Here is a 21,104-nt window from a genome sequence, read left to right on the forward strand (position 1 = left end):
CTGGCCTGCTCGGGGCCACTTCCGTCACCATAGACGAGAACGTGTTCCAGTTCTAGGGTGGCGGACTATGGACGAGCTTGGCGCGGACGTCGTGATCATCGGAGCCGGCGCGGCCGGCGTGTGCGCGGCCATCGAAGCGGCCGACGCGGGTGCCGAGGTGCTGCTGGTCGACCGGTTCTCGGGCGGCGGGGCCAGTCGTGTGAGCGGCGGCGTGGTCTACGCCGGGGGCGGGACGCCGCAGCAACGCGCCGCGGGCGTCGACGACAGCGTGGACGCGATGTACGCGTACCTGCGGATGGAAACCGGCGACGTCGTGTCGGAGCGGACGTTGCGGCGGTTCTGCGAGGAAAGCGTCGACATGGTGGCGTGGCTGGAACGGCAAGGCGTGCCGTTCGAGGGCAGCCTGTGCGACCACAAGACGTCGTATCCCAGCAACAAGCACTATCTGTATTACTCCGGCAGCGAACTGTCCGGCGGCTTCCGCGACGTGGCGAAACCCGCGCCGCGCGGGCATCGGGTCAAGGGGCCGGGCACGTCCGGGAAGCTGCTGATGAAGCAGTTGCTGGCGGCGGCCCGGCAACGCGGGGTTCAGGTGCTGCCGCAGACGCAGGCGATGAACTTGGTCACCGATGACTCGGGCACGGTCACGGGGGTGCTCGCGCGCAGTTTGCGAGACGCGCCTTCGTGGGTGCGGGCGCGGCATGACCGGCTCGCGGATTGGGCGGCGAAGCCGGGTATTTACGTGCCTTCGATGCGTCGCTCGCTGCATCAGCGGGTCGAGCGGATCGAGCGGAAGCACGCGCGTGAGCTGCGGATTGTCGCGCGGCGGGGCGTCGTGCTGGCGGCGGGCGGGTTCATCGTGAACCGGGCGATGGTGCGCGAGCACGCGCCCGCGTACCGCGGCGGGCTGGATCTCGGGACCTCGGCCGACGACGGGTCCGGCATCCGGATGGGCATGGAGGTCGGCGGGCGCACGGCGGAGCTGCACCGGGTGTCGGCGTGGCGGTTTCTGACGCCGCCGTCGGCGTTTCTCGGCGGGCTGCTGGTGGGTGCGGACGGCCGCCGGATCATCGACGAATCCCGTTACGGCGCGGCGATCGGCGAGCGCATGATCGACGAGCACGGCGGACGCGGCTGGCTGCTGGTCGACGAGCCGATCGTCGCCGAAGCCCGGCGCGACGGGCGAAAGCAAGGCCAATGGTTCGCGACGCTGCAGCTGCGCTATCTGCTCGGCAAGGGCCGGGTGACCGGCGGGACGCTCGAGGAAGTGGCCGCGCGCGCCGGGATCGACCCGGCCGGGCTGGCGGCGACGTACGCCGAATACCAGCGCGGCCCGGACCCGGCGGGCAAGCATGAGGACTTCGCGCGCCCGCTGGACACGCCGCCGTACTCGCTGATCGACGTGTCGGTGAAACCCAATCTCGGCTACCCGTGCCCGATGCTGACTTTGGGCGGTCTCGTGGTGGACGAGGACACCGGCGCGGTGGCCGGCGTACGCGGTCTTTATGCCGCCGGGCGCACCGCGGTGGGAATCTGTTCCAGGTCGTATGTGAGCGGCCTTTCGCTGGCTGACTGCGTGTTTTCCGGCCGCCGGGCAGGGTTGAACGGCGCGCTCGGAGTGGATCGCGTCGACAAAAACGAGAACGTGTTCTAGTCTTGAGCGTGTCGAGCGAGAGAGGACGGCCGATGAGCGAGCTGGCTGCCGTGATCGCGGGGGTGCGCGACCTTCTTCCCGTGCTGCGGGAACGCGCACAGGAGACCGAGGACGCCCGTCGGATCCCCGCCGAATCAGTGAAAGCGCTGCAGGAGACCGGATTTTTCCGCCTGCTGCAACCGAAACCGTACGGCGGCTTGGAAGCCGACCCGGTCACCTTCTACACCGCGGTCAAGCTCATCGCGAGCGCCTGCGGGTCCACCGGCTGGGTCGCGTCGATTCTCGGCGTGCACCCGTGGCACGTCGCGTTGTTCGACGCGCAAGCCCAGGCGGACGTGTGGGGCGAAGACCACGACGTGCGGATTTCTTCGTCGTACGCGCCGATGGGCAAGGCGACCGTCGTCGAGGGCGGCTACCGGCTGTCCGGGCGATGGAGCTTCTCGTCCGGAAGCGACCACTGCACGTGGGTGCTGCTGGGCGGGCCGGCGTTCGCCGACGGCAAGCCGGTGGACTTCTGCACGTATCTCGTGCCGATCTCGGATTACTCCATTGTGGACGTCTGGGACACGGTCGGGCTGCGCGGCACCGGGTCCAACGACATTGTCGTCGAGGACGTTTTCGTGCCGAAGCACCGCGCGCTGAGCTTCATGGCGACGTCGAAGTGCAAGACCCCGGGACAGGAAGTCAACCCGGGCCCGCTGTACCGCCTGCCGTACGGTTCCGTGCACCCGAGCACCATCACCGCACCGATCATCGGGATGGCGCAAGGAGCGTACGACGCGCACGTGGAGCACCAGGGCAAGCGGGTGCGGGCGGCGTACGCGGGTGAACAGTCCAAAGAGGACCCGTTCTCGAAGGTGCGGATCGCCGAGGCGAGCAGCGAAATCGACGCGGCCTGGCTGCAGCTGACGCACAACATCGACGAGCTGTACCAGCTGGCCTGCAAGGGCGAGAAGCTGCCGTTCAGCACGCGGTTGCGGGTGCGCCGGGACCAGGTGCGCGGCACCGAGCGGGCGATCTCCGCGATCGACCGGCTTTTCGAGAACTCCGGCGGCCGCGCGTTGCAGCGGGGCACGCCGATCCAGCGCTTCTGGCGCGACGCGCACGCGGGCCGGGTGCACGCGGCGAACGACGCGGAGCGCGCGTACGTCATGTTCGGCACCGGCGAGTTCGGCTTGCCCGTCGAGAATGCGATGGTCTGATGGCGCCCGAAGGTTCCTATGTAGACACCGCGGGCGGAATTCGCCTGCACTACCACGAGTCTGGAGCGGAAAACGCCGAGACGGTGCTGTTGCTGCACGGCGGCGGCCCCGGTGCCTCGGCGTGGAGCAACTTCGGCCGGAACCTGCCGGTGTTCGGGAAGTCCTACCGAACTCTGGCGATCGACCAGCCGGGGTTCGGCCGGTCCGACAAGCCGACCGAACACCCGCAGTACTTCCGGCACAGCTCCGACGCGATCGTCGGGCTGATGGACCGGCTCGGCATCGAAAAGGCGCACCTCGTCGGCAATTCGCTCGGTGCGGGCGCGGCGGTCCGGCTCGCGCTGAACCACCCCGGTCGTGCCGGGCGGCTGGTGCTGATGGGCGCGGGCGGGCTGAGCGTCAACGTGTTCGCCCCGGACCCCACCGAAGGCGTGCGGCTGCTGTCCAAGTTCGCCGGGGACCCGACGCGGGAGCGGATGGAAGCGTTCCTCCGGATCATGGTGCACGACCAGGCTTTGGTGACCGACGAGCTGATCGACGAACGCTTCGAGATCGCGCGTTCGCCGGAATCGCTCGCCGCGATGCGCGCGATGGGCAAATCGTTCAGCCTGCCGGATTCCTTCGAGGAAGGCATGTTGTGGCGCGAGGCTTACCGCCTGCGGCAACGGGTCTTGCTCGTCTGGGGCCGGGAGGACCGGGTCAACCCGCTCGACGGCGCCTTGCTGGCGCTGAAGACGATCCCGCGTGCGCAACTGCACGTGTTCGGCGGCTGCGGCCATTGGGCGCAGCTGGAGAAGTTCGACGAGTTCAACCGACTCGCCCTCGACTTCCTCGGGAGTTCGTGATGGCTATCCGTTCGCTGGGCTATCTGCGCATCGAGGCCACGGACATGGACGCCTGGCGCGTCTACGGGCTGAAGGTGCTCGGCATGGTGGAGGGTTCGGGCACCGACCCGGACGCGCTGTACCTGCGCATGGACGATTTCCCGGCGCGATTGGTGATCGTGCCGGGGGAGAAGGACCGGCTCGCGCAGACGGGCTGGGAAGCGGCCAACGCCGCGGAACTGGACGAGATCCGTACCCGGCTCGACGCGGCTTCGGTGCCGTACAAGGAAGGCACGCCCGACGAGCTGGCCGATCGCCGCGTGGCGGAGATGATCAGCTTCACCGATCCGTCGGGCAACACCCTGGAGGTGTTCCACGGGGTCGCGCTGCAGCACCGGCGCGTGGTGAGCCCCTACGGCCACCGGTTCGTCACCGGCGAGCAGGGTTTGGGCCACGTGGTTTTGTCGACTCACGACGACGAGGCCGCCCTGCGGTTCTACCGGGACGTGCTGGGCTTCCGGCTCCGCGACTCGATGCGCCTCCCGCCGCAGATGGTCGGCCGCCCGGCCGACGGCGATCCGGCGTGGCTGCGGTTCTTCGGCTGCAATCCGCGCCATCACAGCCTGGCGTTCCTGCCGATGCCGACGCCGAGCGGGATCGTGCACCTGATGGTGGAGGTCGAGGAGACCGACGACGTCGGGTTGTGCCTGGACCGGGCGAAGCGCAAGAACGTCCCGATGTCGGCGACCTTGGGCCGGCACGTGAACGACCTGATGCTGTCGTTCTACATGAAGACCCCGGGCGGCTTCGACGTCGAGTTCGGCTGCGAGGGCCGTCAGGTCGAGGACGAGGCGTGGATCGCCCGCGAGAGCACCGCGGTTTCGTTGTGGGGCCACGATTTCTCCGTGGGCGCGCAATGACAGCCGCCGTCTCCGACGCTGTGCCGGACCGGTTCCGCGAGGTGCTGGGCCACTTCTGCACCGGGGTGACGGTGGTGACCGGTTACGTCGAGGACTCCTCGCTGACCGGTCCCGCCATGTCCGCCGGACCGGTGGGTTTCGCCTGCCAGTCCTTCGCGGCGCTGTCGCTGGACCCGCCGCTGGTGCTGTTCTGCGTGGCCCGGACGTCGCGGACCTGGCCGGCGCTGGCCGCGGCGGGCACGTTCGCGGTGAACGTGCTCGCCGAAGACCAGCAAGCGGTCTGCGCCGAGTTCGGCCGTCGCGGCGGCGACAAGTTCTCCGGGGTGTCCTGGCGCCCTGCCCCCTCCGGTGCGCCGCTGCTGGACGGAGCCCTGACCTGGGTCGACTGCGAGGTACAGGCCGTCCACCCGGCCGGGGACCACTACGTGGTGGTCGGCCGGGTGACCGCGCTGGGCGAGACGTCCGACGCCCGCCCGCTGTTGTTCCACCGCGGCCGCTACACGGTCACCGAACCGGTGCCGGACGCGCTCACCGCGCTGATGCCCTGGCCCCGCCCGGACGACTGGCTCTGACGCCCCCTCGCGAGTGCCTGTCGCGGTTCTGGGCGTACCGCGTTCCGGCTGCCCACGGGCTCAAGCGCCCCAATGCCACATTGGGTGCGTCTGACGCACCCAATGTGGCGTTCGGTGCGTCACATGCACCCAATGCCACATTGGGGCGCACTATCGCCTCTCGACCCGAACCGCCGGAGGTTCCCGCCTCGTGAATGTTCATCCCGGTTAGAACCGGCACAGGCACTCACGAGACCTACTTCCAGCGGAAGTGCACGAACACCCGCCCGAAGTTGTCTTTGTCCTTCTCGACGCGGTGGTAGAGCGCCTTCACGTCCTTGCGCTCCAGGAACCGCAGCACGTGCTTCTTCAGCTGCCCGGACCCCTTGCCCGGGATGATCTCCACGAGCGGCGCCTTCTTCGCGACCGCCTCGTCGATGACCGCGCGCAGCGCCCGGTCGATCTCCCCGCCGCGGTTGTAGATGTCGTGAAGATCGAGCTTGAGCTTCATGCCTCTTTCCTACCCCATGCCCTCATAGTCGACATCGACTACTCTTCTGCGTATAGTCGATCCTGACTAAAGGAGCAGCAGTGAAGCGACGCGTGGTGGGGAACCCGCTCGGGCTGGCCGTGCTGGCGGGCTTGCTCGAGGAGCCGATGCATCCGTACGAGATGGCGCGGCGGTTCGTGGAGTACGGCAAGGAGCGGGATTTCAAGTACACCCGCAGCTCGCTGTACATGGTGGTCGGGCAGCTGGAGAAAGCCGGGTTCATCGCGGCGCAGGAGACGCTGCGCGATTCGGCGCGTCCGGAGCGGACGGTCTACGCCATCACGCCCACCGGCCGGCTCGAACTGTTCGACTGGATGCGCGAACTCGTCGCCGAACCGGCCACCGAGTACCCGCTCTTCGGGGCGGCGTTGTCGTTGTTCGTGGTGCTGCCGGTCGACGAGGTGCACCAGTTGCTCCAACAACGGCTGGCCGCGCTCACCGCGATCGCCGACGACATCCGCGCGACGATCGACGCCGGGCGGGAGCAGGGGCTCGACTGGTGGTTCCTGGTCGAGGAGGACTACCGGCTGACGAAAGTCGAGGCGGAGCGCGGCTTCGTCGAACGGCTCTCGGAGTCGGTCGCCGGGGAGGACTACCGGCAGGCGTGGGACACCTATTTCAAGGGGAGATCATGAACGTAACAGTGATCGGCGGGGGCATCGCCGGCGCGACGACCGCGATGGCGTTGCAGCGGGCGGGAATCGAAGCCGTCGTCTACGAGGCTTACCCGAGGACGGCGGACGGGATCGGCAGCGCGCTGACGCTGGCCCCCAACGGCCGCAACGCTTTGCGGCAGATCGACGCCGACGACGCGGTCGCCAGGGTCGGCATCGAGGTGCCCGGAATGGTGATGCAAAACCACAAAGGGCGCGTGGTCGGCAGATTCGCCGGGCTGCCGGAACTGCCGCCGAGCCTGCTGCTGCGCCGGGGCCGGCTGTACCGCGCGCTGATGGACGAAGCGCTGAGCCGGGGGATCAAGGTGGAATTCGGCAAGCGGCTGGCGTCCGTCGAGAACCGGCCGGACGAGGTGGTCGCGCATTTCGCGGACGGTTCCTCCGCGACGGGCGACGCGCTGGTCGGCGCGGACGGCATCCGCTCGGCCGTGCGGTCCGCTTTGGACCCGGCGGCTCCCGGCCCGCGCTATGCCGGGCTGCTCGGTCTCGGCGGCTGGATCCGCAACCCCGGCTTGCCGGTCACCGGCGGCTTTCAGCATTTCGCCTTCGGCAAGCGGGCTTTCTTCGGCTACTTCATCGGAGCCGAGGAGATTCTCTGGTTCAGCAACGTCCCCGCCGCCGATCCGGCCGAGGCGAAGACGGCCTCGCCGGAGCACTGGCTCGCGGTGCTGCGCGAACGGCACGCCGACGACCTCCCGGCGCGGGACATCGTCGCCCTGCTGAAGCCGGAAGACGTTGCCCAGCCGGGAATCCTGGAGGACATCCCGACGGTGCGGACCTGGCATCGCGGCCGGGTGGTCCTGGTCGGCGACGCCGCGCATCCGACGTCGCCGAGTTCCGGGCAAGGGGCGTCGCAGGCGATCGAGAGTTCGCTCGAACTCGCTCGCGCGCTGCGCGACAGCCCTGACGTGGCAACGGCTTTCGCCGCGTACGAGACGGCGCGACGGGAACGGGTCGAGCGGATCATCGCCCGGGCCGCGAAGATCAACAACGACAAGGCGGCGGGTCCGGTGGCGCGGATCCTGCGCGACTTGCTGATGCCCCTGGCGATGAAGACGGTGATGACGCCGGAGAAGATGTTCGGAGACGTGCACCGGCACCGGATCGAGTTCGCGCCCTCGCGCGCCGCGGTCTAGCGGGTTCAGCCGAGGGTCTGCCACCAGCCGTCCACCGGCGGCGGGGCGGAGGCGTCGATCCGCTGCCCCGGTTTCGGGATCGCCAGCGCGAGGTCGTTCGCCTTCGCCTCCCGCCACACCCGATCCGCCGGATCCGACCAGGAATGCGTGGCGAGCGTGAACGTCGCCCAGTGCACCGGGACCAGCAGCCCGCCGCGGACGTCCAGGTGCGCGGCGACGCCTTCCTCCGGCGTCATGTGGATGTCCGGCCAGTGCGGGGCGTACGCGCCGACCTGGATCAGCGTCGCGTCGAACGGGCCGTGCTTCGCGCCGATCTCGGCGAACCCCGGGAAGTACCCGGTGTCGCCGCTGTAGTAGACGCGATGCTCCGGCCCCGCGATCACCCACGAGGCCCAGAGCGTGCTGTCGTTCGCGAGGCCGCGGCCGGAGAAATGCTGCGCGGGCGTGGCGACGAACCGGATCCCGGCCACGACGGCGTCCTCGTGCCAGTCGAGTTCGACGATCCGCGCGGCCGGGACGTGCCACCGTTCGAGGTGCGCGCCGACGCCGAGCGGAACGAGGAACGGCGCGTCGGTCAGCGCGATCAACGCGCGGACGGTGGGCAGGTCCAGGTGGTCGTAATGGTCGTGGGAGATCACGATCGCGTCCAGCCTGCCCAGTTCCCGCAGCGAAACCGGGGGAGCGTGCAGCCGCCGCGGCCCGGCGAAGGCGGCGGGCGAAACCCGCTCGCCCCACACCGGATCGCACAGCACCCGCGCCCCGTCGATCTCCACCAGCGTGGACGCGTGTCCGTACCAGGTAAGGAAAAGCCCGTCGGGTGCAGCGTTGGCGGGCGAGGAAACCGGCGGCACCGCCCGGCCGACGGCGGGTGCGATCCTCCCGAAACTGGACCCAGCCGCGGGATCGCGTCGGTGTTTGGACGGAGCGGTGTGACCGCCCCCGGCGGGCGCGCCGCTCCGTCCAAACACCGACTTAGAGGCGATCCCGCCCGCGACGGCGGAGCCGGCGCGATCGAAGCGGCGCCCCAGCTTCGTACAGGTGCCGCAGCGTCTGCCGGTACGAGGACACCAGCCCGGTCCGCAGGTACGAGATGCCGATCTCGGCGCAATACGCCTCCACGATCGGCTGGGCCCGGCGCAGGTGCACCGACGGCATGCTCGGGAACAAATGGTGCTCGATCTGGTGGTTGAGGCCGCCGAGCAGGACGTCGATCACCGGTCCGCCCGCGACGTTGCGCGAGGTGAGCACCTGCTTGCGCAGGAAGTCCAAGTCGGTCTTGCCGGTCAAGGTCGGCATTCCCTTGTGGTTCGGAGCGAAGATCGAACCCATGTAGACGCCCCACAGCCCCTGGTGGACCGCGAAGAACAGCAGCGCGAGACCCGGCGGGAGGACGATGAACAGCGCGGCGAGGTAGACCGCGAAATGAGTGAACAGCAGCGTCGCTTCGAGGCCGCGACGGCGCAGGCCGGGGCGCGCGACGGCGCGGACGCCGGACCAGTGCAGGTTGAGGCCTTCGAGGGTGAGCAGCGGGAAGAACAGCACCGCTTGGTGGCGGCCGATGAACCGGGGGACACCGCGTGCCTCGCGTGCCTGGCGCTGAGACCAGACGAGAACGTCCGGGTCGACGTCCGGGTCCAGTTCCTCGTGGTTCGGGTTCGCGTGGTGGCGGGTGTGCTTGTCCATCCACCAGCCGTAGCTCATCCCGATGCCGAGGTTGCCCGCCAGCCGCCCGGCGATCTCGGCGGGACGGCGGGTCCGGAACACCTGCCGGTGCGCCAGGTCGTGCGAAAGCAGGGCGATCTGCCCGAACATGAACGCCTGGAACGCGGCCACGGCCAGCTGCCACCACGAGTCGCCGAGCAGCGCGAACGCCACCCAGCCCCCCGCGAACAGCACGGTCACGAGCGCGATTCGAGCGGTGTAGTAGCCGGGGCGGCGGTCGAGCAGACCGGCGTCGGTGATCCGGCGGCAGAGCCGGGCGAAATCGCTTCCCGGCCGTGGGGGCGAGGGGAGGACGAGTTTTTCGGTGGTCACCCGGGCGAGTATTGCCGCGCGGTGCCCCGGCGGGAAACCGGCAGGCCCGACGGCTGTTGCTGGGGTTGCCCCTACCATGGCCCTGTGCATGGCCGAAGCGGTGCAGCTCAAGCGGGGTGCGAGGGGCCGGGCGGGCAGTATCTGAGCGCTCTCGCGGCGCAGCAGATTGGGCTGGGCGCCAACCCGATTGCCATCTTTCGGCGGATCGCCGCCGGGGCCGCGATCCGCCGGAGGGGCCTTACCGGAGCCCTTCGCCGGACCGCCGCCGGGTGACTTCGGCGATGCTTGCCCAGTCGAGGTCCGCGCCGATCTGTTCGACCGCGGTGACGAACACGTCCTGCAGGACCGGCCCGGCAGGCAGTTCGACGCCCAGCTCGCGGGCGGTGCCGAGCGCGAGGTTCAGATCTTTCAGCCCCAGCGCGGCGGTGAAGCCCGGCGGCGTGTAGGCGCTCGCGGCGATGGCGTCGCCGTAGCCTCGGTAAACCGCGCCGGGGAAGACCGAATCGTTGATCATGTCGACGAACCGCCCGGCGTCCAGCCCGGCGTGCTGCAGCAGGGTGATCGACTCGGACAGTGCTTGCAACGCGTGGATGATCAGGTAATTGACCGAGATCTTCGCCGTCAGCGCGGCGTCCGCGGCGTCGCCGAATTCCCAGACCCGCCGTCCGATCGCGGCGAGCATCGGCTCCGCCTCCGAGCGGACGTCCGGGCTGCCGGAGACCAGCACAGCCAGTTTTCCGGCCGTGACGGCTTCCGGACGGCCGACCACCGGGGCGCTGAGGTAGCCCCCGCCGATCGCGGCGAATTCGCGGGCCGCTTCCGGACTGATCGTCGCGTGGTTGACGTGGATGAAGCCCTCCGGCGCGGAACGGATCCGCTCGGGGGTGAAGACCTGCCGCACCGCTGCCTCGTCGCTCAGCATGGAAAAGACGGTCCCGGTGGCGATCACGTCCTCAGGCGTGTCGCCCACGGTCGCGCCGCGCGCCGCGAGCGCGTCCGCCTTGCCCGCGCTTCGGCTCCACACGGTGACGTCGTAGCCCGCGTCGAGCAGACGGCCCGCGATGGCGCTGCCCATCCTCCCGAGACCGATGAAACCCACCTGGCGCGCCGATGAAGTCATGTTCTTTTCTCCTTTTCCGTAATTCCGAGCGCTTCGGCCATTTCCGCGCCGAGCTTGCGCAGCACCGCGCGGTTCGGCCGCAACGTGCGGTCGAGATCGAGCAGCTGCCCCTGGTCGTCCACGTCCTGATCGGTGATGACGGCCTCGACGTGCGTGTCGAGCACTCGCATGTGCAGCCCGTGCAAGACCCCGGTGAACTGCTCAGCGGCCTTGCCGCCGCCGCGGGAGCCGTAAGTCAGCAGGCTGGCCGGACGGTCGCGCCATTCCCGGTAGAGAAAATCCAGCGCGTTCTTGAGCACGCCCGGATAACCCCAGTTGTATTGCGGAAACACGAACAGGAACCCGGCGTAACTCTGCACGAGCTCGCTCCAGGCCCGGGTGTGCTCGTGCTCGTACCGCTGCGCCGCGGCCTTGACCGGCTCGTCCAGGAACGGCAACCCGACCTCGGCGAGATCGACCAGCTCCCAGCCGAGACCGCTGTCCTCCCGCAAGCAGTCGCGCGCCCAAGCCGCGATCCCGCCGCAAATCCGGTTCGGCCGGGTGCTGCCGACGACAACCGCGACGCGCTCCGCATCCTTCATCGGCCGCTCTTCTCAGTTCACTTCACGTACTGTTCGTGTCACGAACCAAGATAGTTGGTGTCGCGAACTGCGTCAAGCTAGCCTGACCCGCGTGACCGCCACCTCCTCCGAAGCCGCCCCGCCGCCCGAACTGAACCTGACCGACGCCCTCATCCAGCTGTCGTTCATCGTGCAAGCGATCCTGGGCCGCCTGGCCGGAGCACAAGGACTGTCCGTCACCCAGCTGCGCATGCTCGCCGTACTGGACGACCGCGAAATCGGCATGCGCCAGCTGGCCGACATCCTGGAACTCGAAAAGTCCAGCGTCACCGGCCTGGTAGACCGAGCCGAACGCCGCGACCTGGTCCAGCGCGTCGCGGTCCCGGACAACCGCCGCGCCGTCCACGTGACCGTCACCCCCGCCGGCCGAGCCGTCGTGCATCAGATCCGAGCCACCATCGAAAGCGAAATCGGCCATCTGGCAGCCACGCTGAGCAGCCCCCGCCAAGACGCTCTTCGCCACTCTTTGGAAGCTCTGATCCACTACTACGTCACCGAACACCGCATCAGTGTTTGACGGTGCTGTGTTTGGTGGCGCTGTGTTTGATGGCGACGACTGTGTTTAATGGCGCCGGCTCCGCCGTCGCGTGCGGGATCGCCTTTAGTCGGCGTCTGGAGGGGCAGTGCACCCGGCCCGGGGGGCCGTGCGCACTGCCCCTCCAGACGCCGACGCGATCCCGCGTTTCGGGTGGGTTGGGAGGGGGTGTGTCGGCTGGACTGCCGAGGGGGTGTTCTTCTGGCAGCGTGACTGCATGCGTAGTTACTATCTCCCTCCGGTCCTCCCCGTGGCGGCTCTTGTGTTGATGCCGTTTCTTCCGTTTGTGAACTCGTCGGGGCTTTGGCTGGGGCTTCCGAAGATGATGGTTTGGGGTGCGTTCTGGTGTCTGATGTTCACCCCGGCGTTGCTGTTGTCTGAACGTCTTCTGTCCCGCAGCGGTGAGGAGGATTGACGATGATCCTCGCGTTCACGCTGGCCGGTATCGTGCTTATCGGCGTCCTTGGTTTTGTCGGGCGTCGCCGGCCTGCTGCGGATCTGGCGGAGTGGACCGTCGGCGGGCGGAAGTTCGGCGCGCTGACTATGTGGTTCCTGCAGGCTGGCGAAGTCTTCACTACTTTTACGTTCCTGGGGATGGCCGGGTTGGCGTTCTCTGGCGGGGTGGCTGCGATGTACGCGCTGCCGTACGTGCCGATCGCTTACGTGGTGCTCTTCTTTCTGGCCAAGCGGATCTGGCGGATGGGCAAGGAGCGGGGCTACCTCACCCAGGGCGATTTTCTTGAGGACCGTTACTCCAGCCGGGCGCTTGGCACGGTGTCCGCGATCCTCGGTGTCGTGTTCGTCCTGCCGTATCTGCAGTTGCAGATCACCGGTCTCGGGCTGATCGTCCGGCTGGTCACCGGAGACCACGCGTCCGGCACGCTCAGCATGATCGCCGGGAGTGTGCTCGTGGTCGCGTTCGTGCTGTGGGCGGGGCTGCGCGGAGTCGCGGCGACGTCGTATTTCAAGGACGCGATCATGCTCGTGGTCCTGGTGGTGCTGATCATCGCGGTGCCCGCGCATTTCGCCGGCGGCGTGTCCGGGGTGTTCCACAAGATCGACCAGCTGCATCCGGAGAAGCTGTTCGTGCACGCCGGGGCCAACGACCACACGTGGTTCGTCACGAGCATGCTGGTGAGCGCGATCGGCGTCGGGCTGATGACGCTGCCGCACACCTGGCCCGCGCTGATGTCCGCGCGCGATCCGAAGGTGCTGCGCCGCAATTACACCTGGATGCCGGTCTACGAGCTGTGCCTGCTGCTGCCGATGATCATCGGTTTCGCGGCGATCCTGGTGGTGCCCAAGGGAAGCGACCCGAACGGCGTGCTGCTGACGTTGAGCAAGGACGCGCTGCCGGGCTGGGTCACCGGGCTCGTGGTCGTCGCCGCGACGGCCACCGCGATGGTGCCCGCGGCGGGCATCCTGATCGGCATTTCCTCTTTGGTGGCCCGGAACATCGCCCGGGTGCGCAGCGAGCGCAAGCAGTTCTGGATCAACCACGGGACGGTCGTGCTGGCCAGCGCGCTCGCGCTGGTGCTCGGCATTTTCCGGCCGGATCTGCTGGCGAACCTGCTGCTGCTCACCTATTCCGGGTCGGTGCAGCTGGCCCCGGCGAACCTGCTGGGGTTCCTGAAGAAGGTCCCGGTCGGCAAGGCCCCGGTGTTCGCCGGCCTGCTGGCGGGCGAGGTCGTGGTGATCTGGCTGACCTTTGTGGACGCCAAGCTCGTCGGCACGGTGAACGTCGGGCTGGTCGGGCTGGCGGTTAACGTGGTCGTGCTCGCGATCGCGGCACTGATCGAACGGGCCGTGACCCGGTCCGGCGACGTTGTGCAGACAGGAGAACCGGTATGACGCGGACCCTTTTCACCGGCGGCACGGTGTTCGACGGGACGGGCAGCCCGCCCGCGCCCGCGGACGTCGCGATCGAGGACGGCCGGATCGTCGCCGTCGGCCCGGGTCTCGACGGCGATCGCGCGGTGGACTGCACCGGCGCGATGCTGCTGCCCGGGATGTTCGACTGCCACGTGCACGTCACGGTGTCCGATCTCGGGTTGCTGCAGCGGGTGCAGAAGCCGTTCTCGTACCAGTTCTACGAGGCCGCCCGGAACCTGTGGACCACGCTGAAGCTCGGCATCACCACCGTGCGCGACGCCGCCGGGGCCGACCTCGGCATCAAGCAGGCGGTCGCGGACGGCCTGATTCCCGGGCCTCGCCTGGAAATCGCGATCGGCCTGATCAGCCCGACGGGCGGGCACGGCGACGGCTGGATGCCGTCCGGGCATTGCGTTCCGCTGTCCCTCCCGCACCCCGGCCGCCCGAGCGCGCTGGCCGACGGCCCGGACGAGATGCGCCGAGTCGCGCGCACCCTGCTGCGCGCCGGGGCCGACGTCCTGAAGGTGTGCACCACCGGCGGCGTGCTGTCTCCTCGCGACGATCCGCGGCATTCGCAGTTCTCGCCGGAGGAATTGGACGTCCTGGTCGCCGAAGCGGCGATGCAGGGGCGCGCGGTGATGGCCCACGCGCAGGGCTCGGAGGGGATCAAGAACGCCGTCCGCGCCGGCATCCGGTCGATCGAACACGGCATCTACCTCGACGACGAAGCGATCGAGCTGATGCTCGCGCGCGGCACCTGGCTCGTCCCGACACTCGTGGCTCCGGTGAACGTCATCCGCGCCGCCGCCGCGGGTGCGGCACTGCCGGACGCGGTGGTGCAGAAGGCGAAAGAGGTCGCGGAGGTGCACCTGGATTCGGTGCGCCGGGCAGTCGCGGCGGGGGTCCGGATCGCGATGGGCACCGACAGCGGCGTCGGCCCGCACGGGACCAACCTCGAGGAGCTGGAGCTGATGCACTCGGCCGGGATGAGCCCGGCGGACGTGCTGGTCGCCGCCACGTCGTCGGCCGCCCAGCTGCTGGGGAAGGACGCCGAGCTGGGTCGGCTGGCTCCCGGATATCGCGCGGACCTTGTGGTCGTTTCGGGCGATATCTACGATTTTCCGGCTTTGCCGGGGAACGTTCGGGAAGTGTGGCAGGACGGAGCGCGCGCGGTTTAAAGCGGGTTTTCGTGATCACGGCATACTGTCCGCCGTGATCACGAAAACCGAGGAACGCCACGCGTCCTGGCTCGAACTCTTCTTCGACCTGGTCGCTGTCGCCGGCGTGGCCCAGCTTTCGCACCTGGTGCGCGGAACCACCTCATGGGGCGACGTCGGCCTGTACATCGTGTGCTTCCTCGCGTTCTGGACCGCGTGGATGTGCTTCACGGTGTACGGCAACGTCACCGGCGCGGCGGCGCGCACGATGCCGGTGCTGCTCGCGATGGCCGGGCTGGTCTTCATGGCGGGCTCGGTGCACGACCTCGGCGAGCACGCGCAGGCTTTCGCGATCGCTTACGTCGCGGTGCGCGGGCTCGCGAGCCGGGTGTGGGAAAGCCGCGAAAACACGCGGATCATCGTCGAGTGGCCGATCGTGCACGCCGGGATGGGCGTGGTGCCGTGGTTTGTTTCGTTCTGGGTCGACGCGCCTTGGAAGTACGCCCTGTGGGCGCTCGGGCTGGGGCTCGACCTGTTCGCCGGGCTGACCATGTCCGGCGAGCGGATCGCGGCCAAGGTGGCGGAACGGGCCGCCCAGTCCAAACGGCCGATGCCGGGGCTGGCGTTCGCGCATCTGGACCTCGTGCACTTCGGCGAGCGGCTGGGCCTGTTCACGATCATCGTGCTGGGCGAAGGCGTGCTGACCGTCACCGACGCGATGACGGAGATCCCGGACTGGGAATGGTCGTTGCTCTCGACCGTGCTCGGGGTTTTGGCGCTGCTCGCGGCCTTGTGGGGAGCGGCGTTGTACCGGGGGTTCGGCGGGATTCCCCATTTGTCGGAGGCTGCCTGGGGCCCTCGGGTTCTGCTGCCGATGCACGCCCTGGTGGCCGGGTTGCTGGCCGCGCTGGCGGCCGGGTTCGGGGACGTCGTGGAGTCTGTCGAGCACGGGCACGTCGCCGCCGGGACGCGGTGGCTGCTGTGCGGGTGCGTCGTGGCTTTCACGGCGGTGGGCGTGGCGGCGCGGGTGGCTTCCGGGACGTGGAAGCGGTGGGACTACTTCGCGGTGCTCGCCGGGGTGGGGGTTCCGGTTGTCCTCGGCGCGTTCGGCGGGGCACTGACTCCGGCGCGGTTTTTGTGGTTGCTGCTCTTGGCGATCGTCCCGGGACTGGTGCGGGAGCTTCCGCGGCGGAAGCGGGTTGCCGCTCCGGCCGCGCAAGGGTCATGAGGGACTCGGAATTCCCGCACGACTTCAGGCTCCGGCGAGGAGATCCTTAAGCGCGGCAGCGAATTTGGCCGGGTTGCGTTGCGGCGCCAGGTGCGCGCCCGGCGTCTCGACGAACGGCAGCCCCAGTTCGAGCGCGAGGATTTTGGCGGGCTGGTAGTGGTACCAGCCCCGGCTGGCCTCCCCGGCGACCGGCACGATCTCGGTGTTCGTCCGGCGCAGCGCGCGCAAGTCCGGCAGGTAGTCGAAGAACTCGGTCAGCTCCCGGTCGAACAGCCGGAGCCAGTCGCTTTCGTTCGGCAGCCGCAGATGCGGCAGGTCCGGCAGGGCGGCGCCGGCGATCCCGTCCGCGAACCGCGTGACCGCGCCCATGAGGTCGCCCGAACGGGCCAGCCGGACCTGCGCCGCGGCGGCTTCGAGGATCCCGGCCGCGTCCGGCATCAACTGGATCGCGGGCGGTTCGTGCGCGACGAACGTGGTCACCCGGTCCGGATACCGCGCGACCAGATCGAGCCCGATCAGCGCACCGGCGCTGGTGCCGAACATCGACACCGGCCCGTTCCCGCCGATGTGGTCGAGAACCGCGAGCGCGTCGTCCGCCTGCAGCGCCACCGGGACGGGCCCGGTCGTGGTGTCCGTGCTGGAGAAATGACCGCGGCGGTCGTAGGCGACCACGGTGAAGTCCGTGCGCAAAAGCTTGACCAGCGCCCGGAACGAGTCCGCCGCGCCGGTCCCGCCGGGGACCAGCAGCAACAGCGGTCCCTCGCCGGTCGTGCGGACGGCCAGCTCGCCGCCCTCGACCGGACAGCGATGCTCGGCAGTCTCCGCATCTTCCGCGATCATGCCGAGAGTCAAGCACAACCCGGGTCACCCGATGGTTTCCGGGACGCCGGTTTTTGTCGGTGGCGGGTGCGAGACTGCGGGAATGACGAGTTGGGATGAGTTCAGTGCCGCTGCTCCGTCCCTGGCCTCGCGCGTACGGGCCCGCTTCGCCGCCGCGGATTCCCATGTGCTGGCCACGCTCCGGCGCGACGGTTCGCCGCGAGTGAGCGGTTCGGAGATCGACTTCCGCGACGGCGAGGCGTACATCGGGTCGATGCTCGATGCGCTGAAGGCTCGCGACCTTCAGCGCGACGGCCGCTTCGCCCTGCACGCCTACCCCGGGATCGAGGAAGGCGGCGACGCGAAAATCGCCGGGCACGCGGTGGAGATCACCGACCAGGCGGAGGTTGCGCGGATCCAGGAGGGACAGGACAGCCACCTGTTCCGGCTGGACCTGCGGGAGGCGGTGGTGACGTGGGTGGAGGAGAACACGCTGTGGATCGAATCGTGGCACCCGGGGAGCTGGGTGCGGTTCGCCCGGCCGGACAACGGTCCGGCGGTGCGGACGGAGCTGGGGTGAAGGGGGAGAGGCGAGGGGAGGGCCGGGCCGGGTTGGGCGGCGGTTGGCCGGTTGAGGTGAGGTGATTTGGGGTGGCGCGGTGGTGTCGATCGGGAGTGTGAGGCGGTCGGGTGGCGCGGTGGGCTGGCTGGATTGAGGTGAGGCGGTCGGGTGGCGCGGTGGTGTTGGCCGGGCGAGCGAGTCGGCCGGGTGGCGTGGCGAGCTGGCGAGGTGATGCGGTCGCGTCACGCGGCTTGAGAGGCACGGCACCGGACGGTTTTACCGAGCTGCCCAGGGCGGCGAGGCCACCCTGCCCGGGTGCCCGCCGAGACCGGGCGGACGGTGCGAGTGGGGCGGCTGGGAGCGCTGGCGAACGATCCGCCGAAGCCGCTCGAGCCCCGGACCTGGGCTCACTTCAGGCCCCGATCTGGGCCCGTTCGAGCCCCGAACCCGGGCCCGCTTGAGGCCCGAACCCGGCCCCGCTCAAGCCCTAACCTGAACCGATGAAACTCACGTCCACCGTGCTCGACGCGCCGGAACCCCGGGCCCTGGCCGACTTCTACCGGGAACTGCTCGGCTGGCCGATCGGCACCGACGAGCCGGATTGGGTCACCCTGCGCCCACCCGGCGGCGGCACGGGACTGTCGTTTCAGCTGGAGCCACGCTACGTACCACCGGTGTGGCCAGCCGGTCCCGGCGACCAGCAGCTGCAACTGCACCTCGACTTCGAGGTCGACGGCCGAGCGGCATTAAAGGCCGCAGTCGCGAAAGCAGTCGCCGCGGGAGCCCGAGTGGCGGAGTTTCAGCCGCAGCAGGACGTCCGGGTGTTGCTGGACCCGGCTGGACATCCGTTCTGTTTCTGGACAGACGACCGGCCCTAGCACGCCAAGACGAATCAGCGCGCCAGCGGAAACCCGCCCCGAGGAGGCGTCCGCAGACGCCCAGCGCAGCGGTCCGCCGAAGCCAACGGACGCCAGCCCGGGCCGGTTCGACCCGGGCCAGCAGCCTAAATCCGTTCCAGAATCGTGGCCGTAGCCATCGCCCCGCCAGCGCACATCGACACCAGCGCCGTCGTCTTGTCCCGGCGCTCCAGTTCGTGCAACGCAGTCGTCAACAGCCGCGCCCCGGTGCTCCCCACCGGATGCCCCAGCGCGATCGCACCGCCGTTCACGTTCACCAGCGACTCGTCCGGATTGTGCATGCGCTGCCACGAAAGCACGACCGACGCGAACGCCTCGTTCACCTCGAACAGGTCCACGTCGCCGATCTTCATCCCGGCCGCGTCCAGTACCCGCGTCGTCGCCTGGACCGGGCCGTCCAGGTGGTAGTACGGCTCCGCGCCGACCAGTGCCTGCCGCCGGATCCGCGCTCGCGGGTGCAGGCCCAGCGAGCGGGCCAGCGAGGCGTCCATGATCAGCACCGCCGCGGCGCCGTCGGAGATCTGGGACGACGAGCCTGCCGTGTGGATTCCGTCCGGCACCACCGGCTTCAACCGCGCCAGACCCTCCATTGTGGTCTCTCGCAGTCCCTGATCCCGGTCCACCACACCGGCTTCCGTCGTGACCGGCACGATCTCCCGGGAGAAATGCCCGGCCGCCCAAGCAGCCGCGGCGTTGGCCTGCGACCGGACCCCGAAAGCGTCGACGTCCTCGCGCGTGATGCCTCGCCGGGCCGCGATCCGTTCTGCCGCACCGTATTGGTCCGGCATGTCGATCGACCACGAGTCCGGTTTCGGGGAGCCGACGCCCTCGCCTCGGTTGGCGCCCAGCGGAACCCGGCTCATCGCCTCCGCTCCGCACGCCACGCCTACGCTGATCGCGTCCGCGGCGATCAAACCCGCGACGAGGTGCGCGGCTTGCTGCGCCGAACCGCATTGCGCGTCGATCGTCGTGGCCCCGGTCGATTCCGGCAGGCCCGCGTGCAGCCACGCGGTGCGGGTCAGGTTGCCGCACTGCTCGCCCGCCTGCGTGACCGCTCCGCCGATCACCTGCTCCACCTGGGCCGGATCGATGCCCGCCCGGTCGACCACCCCGCGCACCGCCGCGCCCAGCAGTTCGGCCGCGTGCAGCCCGGACAGCCAGCCGCCGCGTTTGCCGATCGGCGTGCGTGCCGCGGCCACGATCACCGGTTCGCCCACGAGTGTCCCCTTTCCAAGGCTCCGTCCCTCGCAAAACTAGAACACGTTCCTGTTATTGACAAGTGAACGCACGGCAGCGCGGAAGTCGATCATCAACTCCTGAGCAAGCGCTCACCTGCACGGATTGGTTCTGGAACGGTAAAGTAAACAGGTTTCACTCAAGCGGGTTCCGTTGGTTAACACCGTATGCTCTACTGGGGTCATAGAACGCGTTGCAGTTGGGTATCACCGCCGATCCCGCGCAGGAGGCCAAGCCGTGGCAGCCCCGCTTTTGCCCGCCGGTTTCGACTTCACCGATCCGGACCTCTACGCCAGCCGGCTGCCCCTGGAGGAGTTCGCCGAACTCCGCCGCACGGCGCCCGTCTGGTGGAACCCTCAGCCGCACAACACCGCCGGATTCGGCGACGACGGCTATTGGGTCGTCACGCGGCACGCCGACGTCAAGGAGATCTCGCGCGACAGCGAGCTCTACTCGTCGAGGGAAAAGACCGCGATCATCCGGTTCGACGACCAGATGACCGCCGAAGGCCTCGACGCCAACCGGCTCGTCCTGCTGAACATGGACGCGCCGCAGCACACCAAGCTCCGCCGCATCGTGTCGAAGGGGTTCACCCCGCGCTCGATCGCGAAACTCGAGGACACCCTGCGCGACCGCGCCGAGCGGATCGTGTCCGAGGCCAAGAAGAAGGGCTCCGGCGACTTCGTCACCGACGTCGCGTGCGAGCTGCCGCTGCAGGCGATCGCCGAGCTGATCGGCGTGCCGCAGGAGGACCGGCTCAAGATCTTCGACTGGTCCAACCAGATGATCGCCTACGACGACCCGGAATACGACCTCGAGCCGATCGCCGCGTCGGCGGAACTCGTCGGCTACGCCTGGAACATGGCCGAGGACCGCCGCCGCTGCCCGATGGACGACATCGTCACGAAGCTCGTCCAGGCCGACGTCGACGGCGAATCGCTCGGCTCCGACGAGTTCGGCTTCTTCGTGATCCTCCTGGCCGTCGCGGGCAACGAGACCACCCGCAACGCCATCACGCACGGCATGAAGGCGTTCCTGGACCACCCGCAGCAGTGGGAGATCTTCAAGGAACAGCGCCCCAAGACCGCGCCGGACGAGATCGTCCGCTGGGCGACGCCGGTCGTCGCGTTCCAGCGCACCGCCACGCGCGACACCGAACTGGGCGGCGCGCAGATCCGCAAGGGCGACCGCGTCGGGATGTTCTACAGCTCGGCCAACTTCGACCCCGAAGTCTTCGACAAGCCCGGCGAGTTCGACATCCTGCGCGAGGACAACCCGCACGTCGGCTTCGGCGGCACCGGTTCGCACTACTGCATCGGCGCGAACCTGGCCCGGCTGGAGATCGACCTGATCTTCAACGCGATCGCCGACGTGATGCCCGGCATCGCCGAGGTCGCCGCGCCCGAGCGGCTGCGTTCCAGCTGGCTCAACGGGATCAAGCACTACCAGGTCCGCTACGCCTGAGCAGGCGAAACGCCCGGGCGCAATGCTTG

At 69.0% G+C, this 21,104-nt stretch carries 21 protein-coding genes; 14 read left to right on the plus strand and 7 right to left on the minus strand.

The genetic code is table 11. The annotated features are described in order from the left end of the window. Positions 1-67 precede the first annotated feature (67 nt). The 5 genes from ACWGIC_RS27460 to hsaB are packed head-to-tail and all read left to right on the plus strand — an operon-like array spanning position 68 to position 5,172. A complete protein-coding gene (locus ACWGIC_RS27460) occupies positions 68-1,654 on the plus strand; it encodes an FAD-binding protein (protein WP_452078806.1) in 1,587 nt (528 codons plus the stop codon). A gap of 32 nt (positions 1,655-1,686) precedes the next feature. After that, positions 1,687-2,856, plus strand: a complete 1,170-nt coding sequence (gene hsaA, locus ACWGIC_RS27465; RefSeq protein WP_116206102.1) for a 3-hydroxy-9,10-secoandrosta-1,3,5(10)-triene-9,17-dione monooxygenase oxygenase subunit — start codon at positions 1,687-1,689, stop codon at positions 2,854-2,856. Then, positions 2,856-3,701 (plus strand): 4,5:9,10-diseco-3-hydroxy-5,9,17-trioxoandrosta-1(10),2-diene-4-oate hydrolase, encoded by an 846-nt coding sequence (hsaD, locus tag ACWGIC_RS27470; RefSeq protein ID WP_452078807.1) that lies wholly within the window; start codon positions 2,856-2,858, stop codon positions 3,699-3,701. The genes hsaA and hsaD overlap by 1 nt, the downstream gene beginning before the upstream one ends. Then, positions 3,701-4,600 carry an iron-dependent extradiol dioxygenase HsaC gene (gene hsaC / locus ACWGIC_RS27475; protein WP_452078808.1) on the plus strand — a complete coding sequence of 300 codons (900 nt, stop codon included), beginning with the start codon at positions 3,701-3,703 and terminating at the stop codon, positions 4,598-4,600. The genes hsaD and hsaC overlap by 1 nt, the downstream gene beginning before the upstream one ends. Then, positions 4,597-5,172, plus strand: coding sequence for a 3-hydroxy-9,10-secoandrosta-1,3,5(10)-triene-9,17-dione monooxygenase reductase subunit (gene hsaB / locus ACWGIC_RS27480; RefSeq protein WP_452078809.1), 576 nt, complete (start codon positions 4,597-4,599; stop codon positions 5,170-5,172). The genes hsaC and hsaB overlap by 4 nt, the downstream gene beginning before the upstream one ends. Positions 5,173-5,407: 235 nt before the next feature. On the opposite strand, the gene ACWGIC_RS27485 is transcribed toward hsaB, so the two are convergent. After that, complete coding sequence (locus ACWGIC_RS27485; RefSeq protein ID WP_009075408.1) at positions 5,408-5,662, minus strand: Smr/MutS family protein; 255 nt, start codon at positions 5,660-5,662, stop codon at positions 5,408-5,410. 80 nt (positions 5,663-5,742) lie between these two features. Between ACWGIC_RS27485 and ACWGIC_RS27490 the strand changes: the two genes are divergently transcribed. Beyond that, positions 5,743-6,336 (plus strand): PadR family transcriptional regulator, encoded by a 594-nt coding sequence (locus ACWGIC_RS27490; protein ID WP_452078810.1) that lies wholly within the window; start codon positions 5,743-5,745, stop codon positions 6,334-6,336. Continuing rightward, positions 6,333-7,511, plus strand: a complete 1,179-nt coding sequence (locus ACWGIC_RS27495; RefSeq protein WP_452078811.1) for an FAD-dependent monooxygenase — start codon at positions 6,333-6,335, stop codon at positions 7,509-7,511. The genes ACWGIC_RS27490 and ACWGIC_RS27495 overlap by 4 nt, the downstream gene beginning before the upstream one ends. Positions 7,512-7,516: 5 nt before the next feature. On the opposite strand, the gene ACWGIC_RS27500 is transcribed toward ACWGIC_RS27495, so the two are convergent. The 4 genes from ACWGIC_RS27500 to ACWGIC_RS27515 all read right to left on the minus strand — a co-directional run bounded on the left by ACWGIC_RS27500 (position 7,517) and on the right by ACWGIC_RS27515 (position 11,246). After that, positions 7,517-8,494, minus strand: a complete 978-nt coding sequence (locus ACWGIC_RS27500; RefSeq protein WP_452078848.1) for an MBL fold metallo-hydrolase — start codon at positions 8,492-8,494, stop codon at positions 7,517-7,519. Then, complete coding sequence (locus ACWGIC_RS27505; protein WP_452078812.1) at positions 8,484-9,545, minus strand: fatty acid desaturase family protein; 1,062 nt, start codon at positions 9,543-9,545, stop codon at positions 8,484-8,486. Before ACWGIC_RS27505 ends, ACWGIC_RS27500 begins: the two co-directional genes overlap by 11 nt. Positions 9,546-9,783: 238 nt before the next feature. Further along, positions 9,784-10,665 (minus strand): NAD(P)-dependent oxidoreductase, encoded by an 882-nt coding sequence (locus ACWGIC_RS27510; protein WP_452078813.1) that lies wholly within the window; start codon positions 10,663-10,665, stop codon positions 9,784-9,786. After that, positions 10,662-11,246 carry an NADPH-dependent FMN reductase gene (locus tag ACWGIC_RS27515; protein WP_452078814.1) on the minus strand — a complete coding sequence of 195 codons (585 nt, stop codon included), beginning with the start codon at positions 11,244-11,246 and terminating at the stop codon, positions 10,662-10,664. The genes ACWGIC_RS27510 and ACWGIC_RS27515 overlap by 4 nt, the downstream gene beginning before the upstream one ends. A gap of 91 nt (positions 11,247-11,337) precedes the next feature. On the opposite strand from ACWGIC_RS27515, the gene ACWGIC_RS27520 reads away from it, so the two are divergent. The 4 genes from ACWGIC_RS27520 (at position 11,338) to ACWGIC_RS27535 (ending at position 16,077) form a co-directional block, all read left to right on the plus strand. Next, on the plus strand, positions 11,338-11,802 hold the full coding sequence (locus ACWGIC_RS27520) for a MarR family winged helix-turn-helix transcriptional regulator (RefSeq protein ID WP_452078815.1): 465 nt from the start codon (positions 11,338-11,340) through the stop codon (positions 11,800-11,802). Between the two features lie 435 nt (positions 11,803-12,237). Next, complete coding sequence (locus ACWGIC_RS27525) at positions 12,238-13,671, plus strand: sodium:solute symporter family protein (RefSeq protein WP_452078816.1); 1,434 nt, start codon at positions 12,238-12,240, stop codon at positions 13,669-13,671. Then, positions 13,668-14,870, plus strand: a complete 1,203-nt coding sequence (locus ACWGIC_RS27530) for an amidohydrolase family protein (protein WP_452078817.1) — start codon at positions 13,668-13,670, stop codon at positions 14,868-14,870. The genes ACWGIC_RS27525 and ACWGIC_RS27530 overlap by 4 nt, the downstream gene beginning before the upstream one ends. A gap of 34 nt (positions 14,871-14,904) precedes the next feature. Further along, positions 14,905-16,077 (plus strand): low temperature requirement protein A, encoded by a 1,173-nt coding sequence (locus ACWGIC_RS27535; RefSeq protein WP_452078818.1) that lies wholly within the window; start codon positions 14,905-14,907, stop codon positions 16,075-16,077. A 24-nt stretch (positions 16,078-16,101) separates the two neighbouring features. Here the strand turns inward: ACWGIC_RS27535 and ACWGIC_RS27540 are convergent, their stop codons facing one another. Further along, entirely contained in the window at positions 16,102-16,917 is an 816-nt protein-coding gene (locus ACWGIC_RS27540; RefSeq protein ID WP_452078819.1) for an alpha/beta fold hydrolase, read from the minus strand. An 82-nt stretch (positions 16,918-16,999) separates the two neighbouring features. Here ACWGIC_RS27540 and ACWGIC_RS27545 point away from each other — a divergent pair, with 82 nt between their 5' ends. Both ACWGIC_RS27545 and ACWGIC_RS27550 read left to right on the plus strand, forming a co-directional pair. Next, the gene (locus ACWGIC_RS27545; RefSeq protein ID WP_452078820.1) at positions 17,000-17,476 is read left to right on the plus strand and encodes a pyridoxamine 5'-phosphate oxidase family protein; all 477 of its coding nucleotides are present in this window, start codon (positions 17,000-17,002) and stop codon (positions 17,474-17,476) included. 482 nt (positions 17,477-17,958) lie between these two features. After that, positions 17,959-18,336 (plus strand): VOC family protein, encoded by a 378-nt coding sequence (locus tag ACWGIC_RS27550; RefSeq protein WP_452078821.1) that lies wholly within the window; start codon positions 17,959-17,961, stop codon positions 18,334-18,336. A gap of 125 nt (positions 18,337-18,461) precedes the next feature. Here the strand turns inward: ACWGIC_RS27550 and ACWGIC_RS27555 are convergent, their stop codons facing one another. After that, positions 18,462-19,592: a steroid 3-ketoacyl-CoA thiolase gene (locus ACWGIC_RS27555; protein ID WP_452078822.1), complete on the minus strand. Its 1,131-nt coding sequence runs from the start codon at positions 19,590-19,592 to the stop codon at positions 18,462-18,464. 256 nt (positions 19,593-19,848) lie between these two features. Between ACWGIC_RS27555 and ACWGIC_RS27560 the strand changes: the two genes are divergently transcribed. Further along, entirely contained in the window at positions 19,849-21,075 is a 1,227-nt protein-coding gene (locus ACWGIC_RS27560) for a cytochrome P450 (protein ID WP_452078823.1), read from the plus strand. Positions 21,076-21,104 lie beyond the last annotated feature (29 nt).

The sequence above is a fragment of the Amycolatopsis sp. NPDC054798 genome (assembly GCF_053611505.1).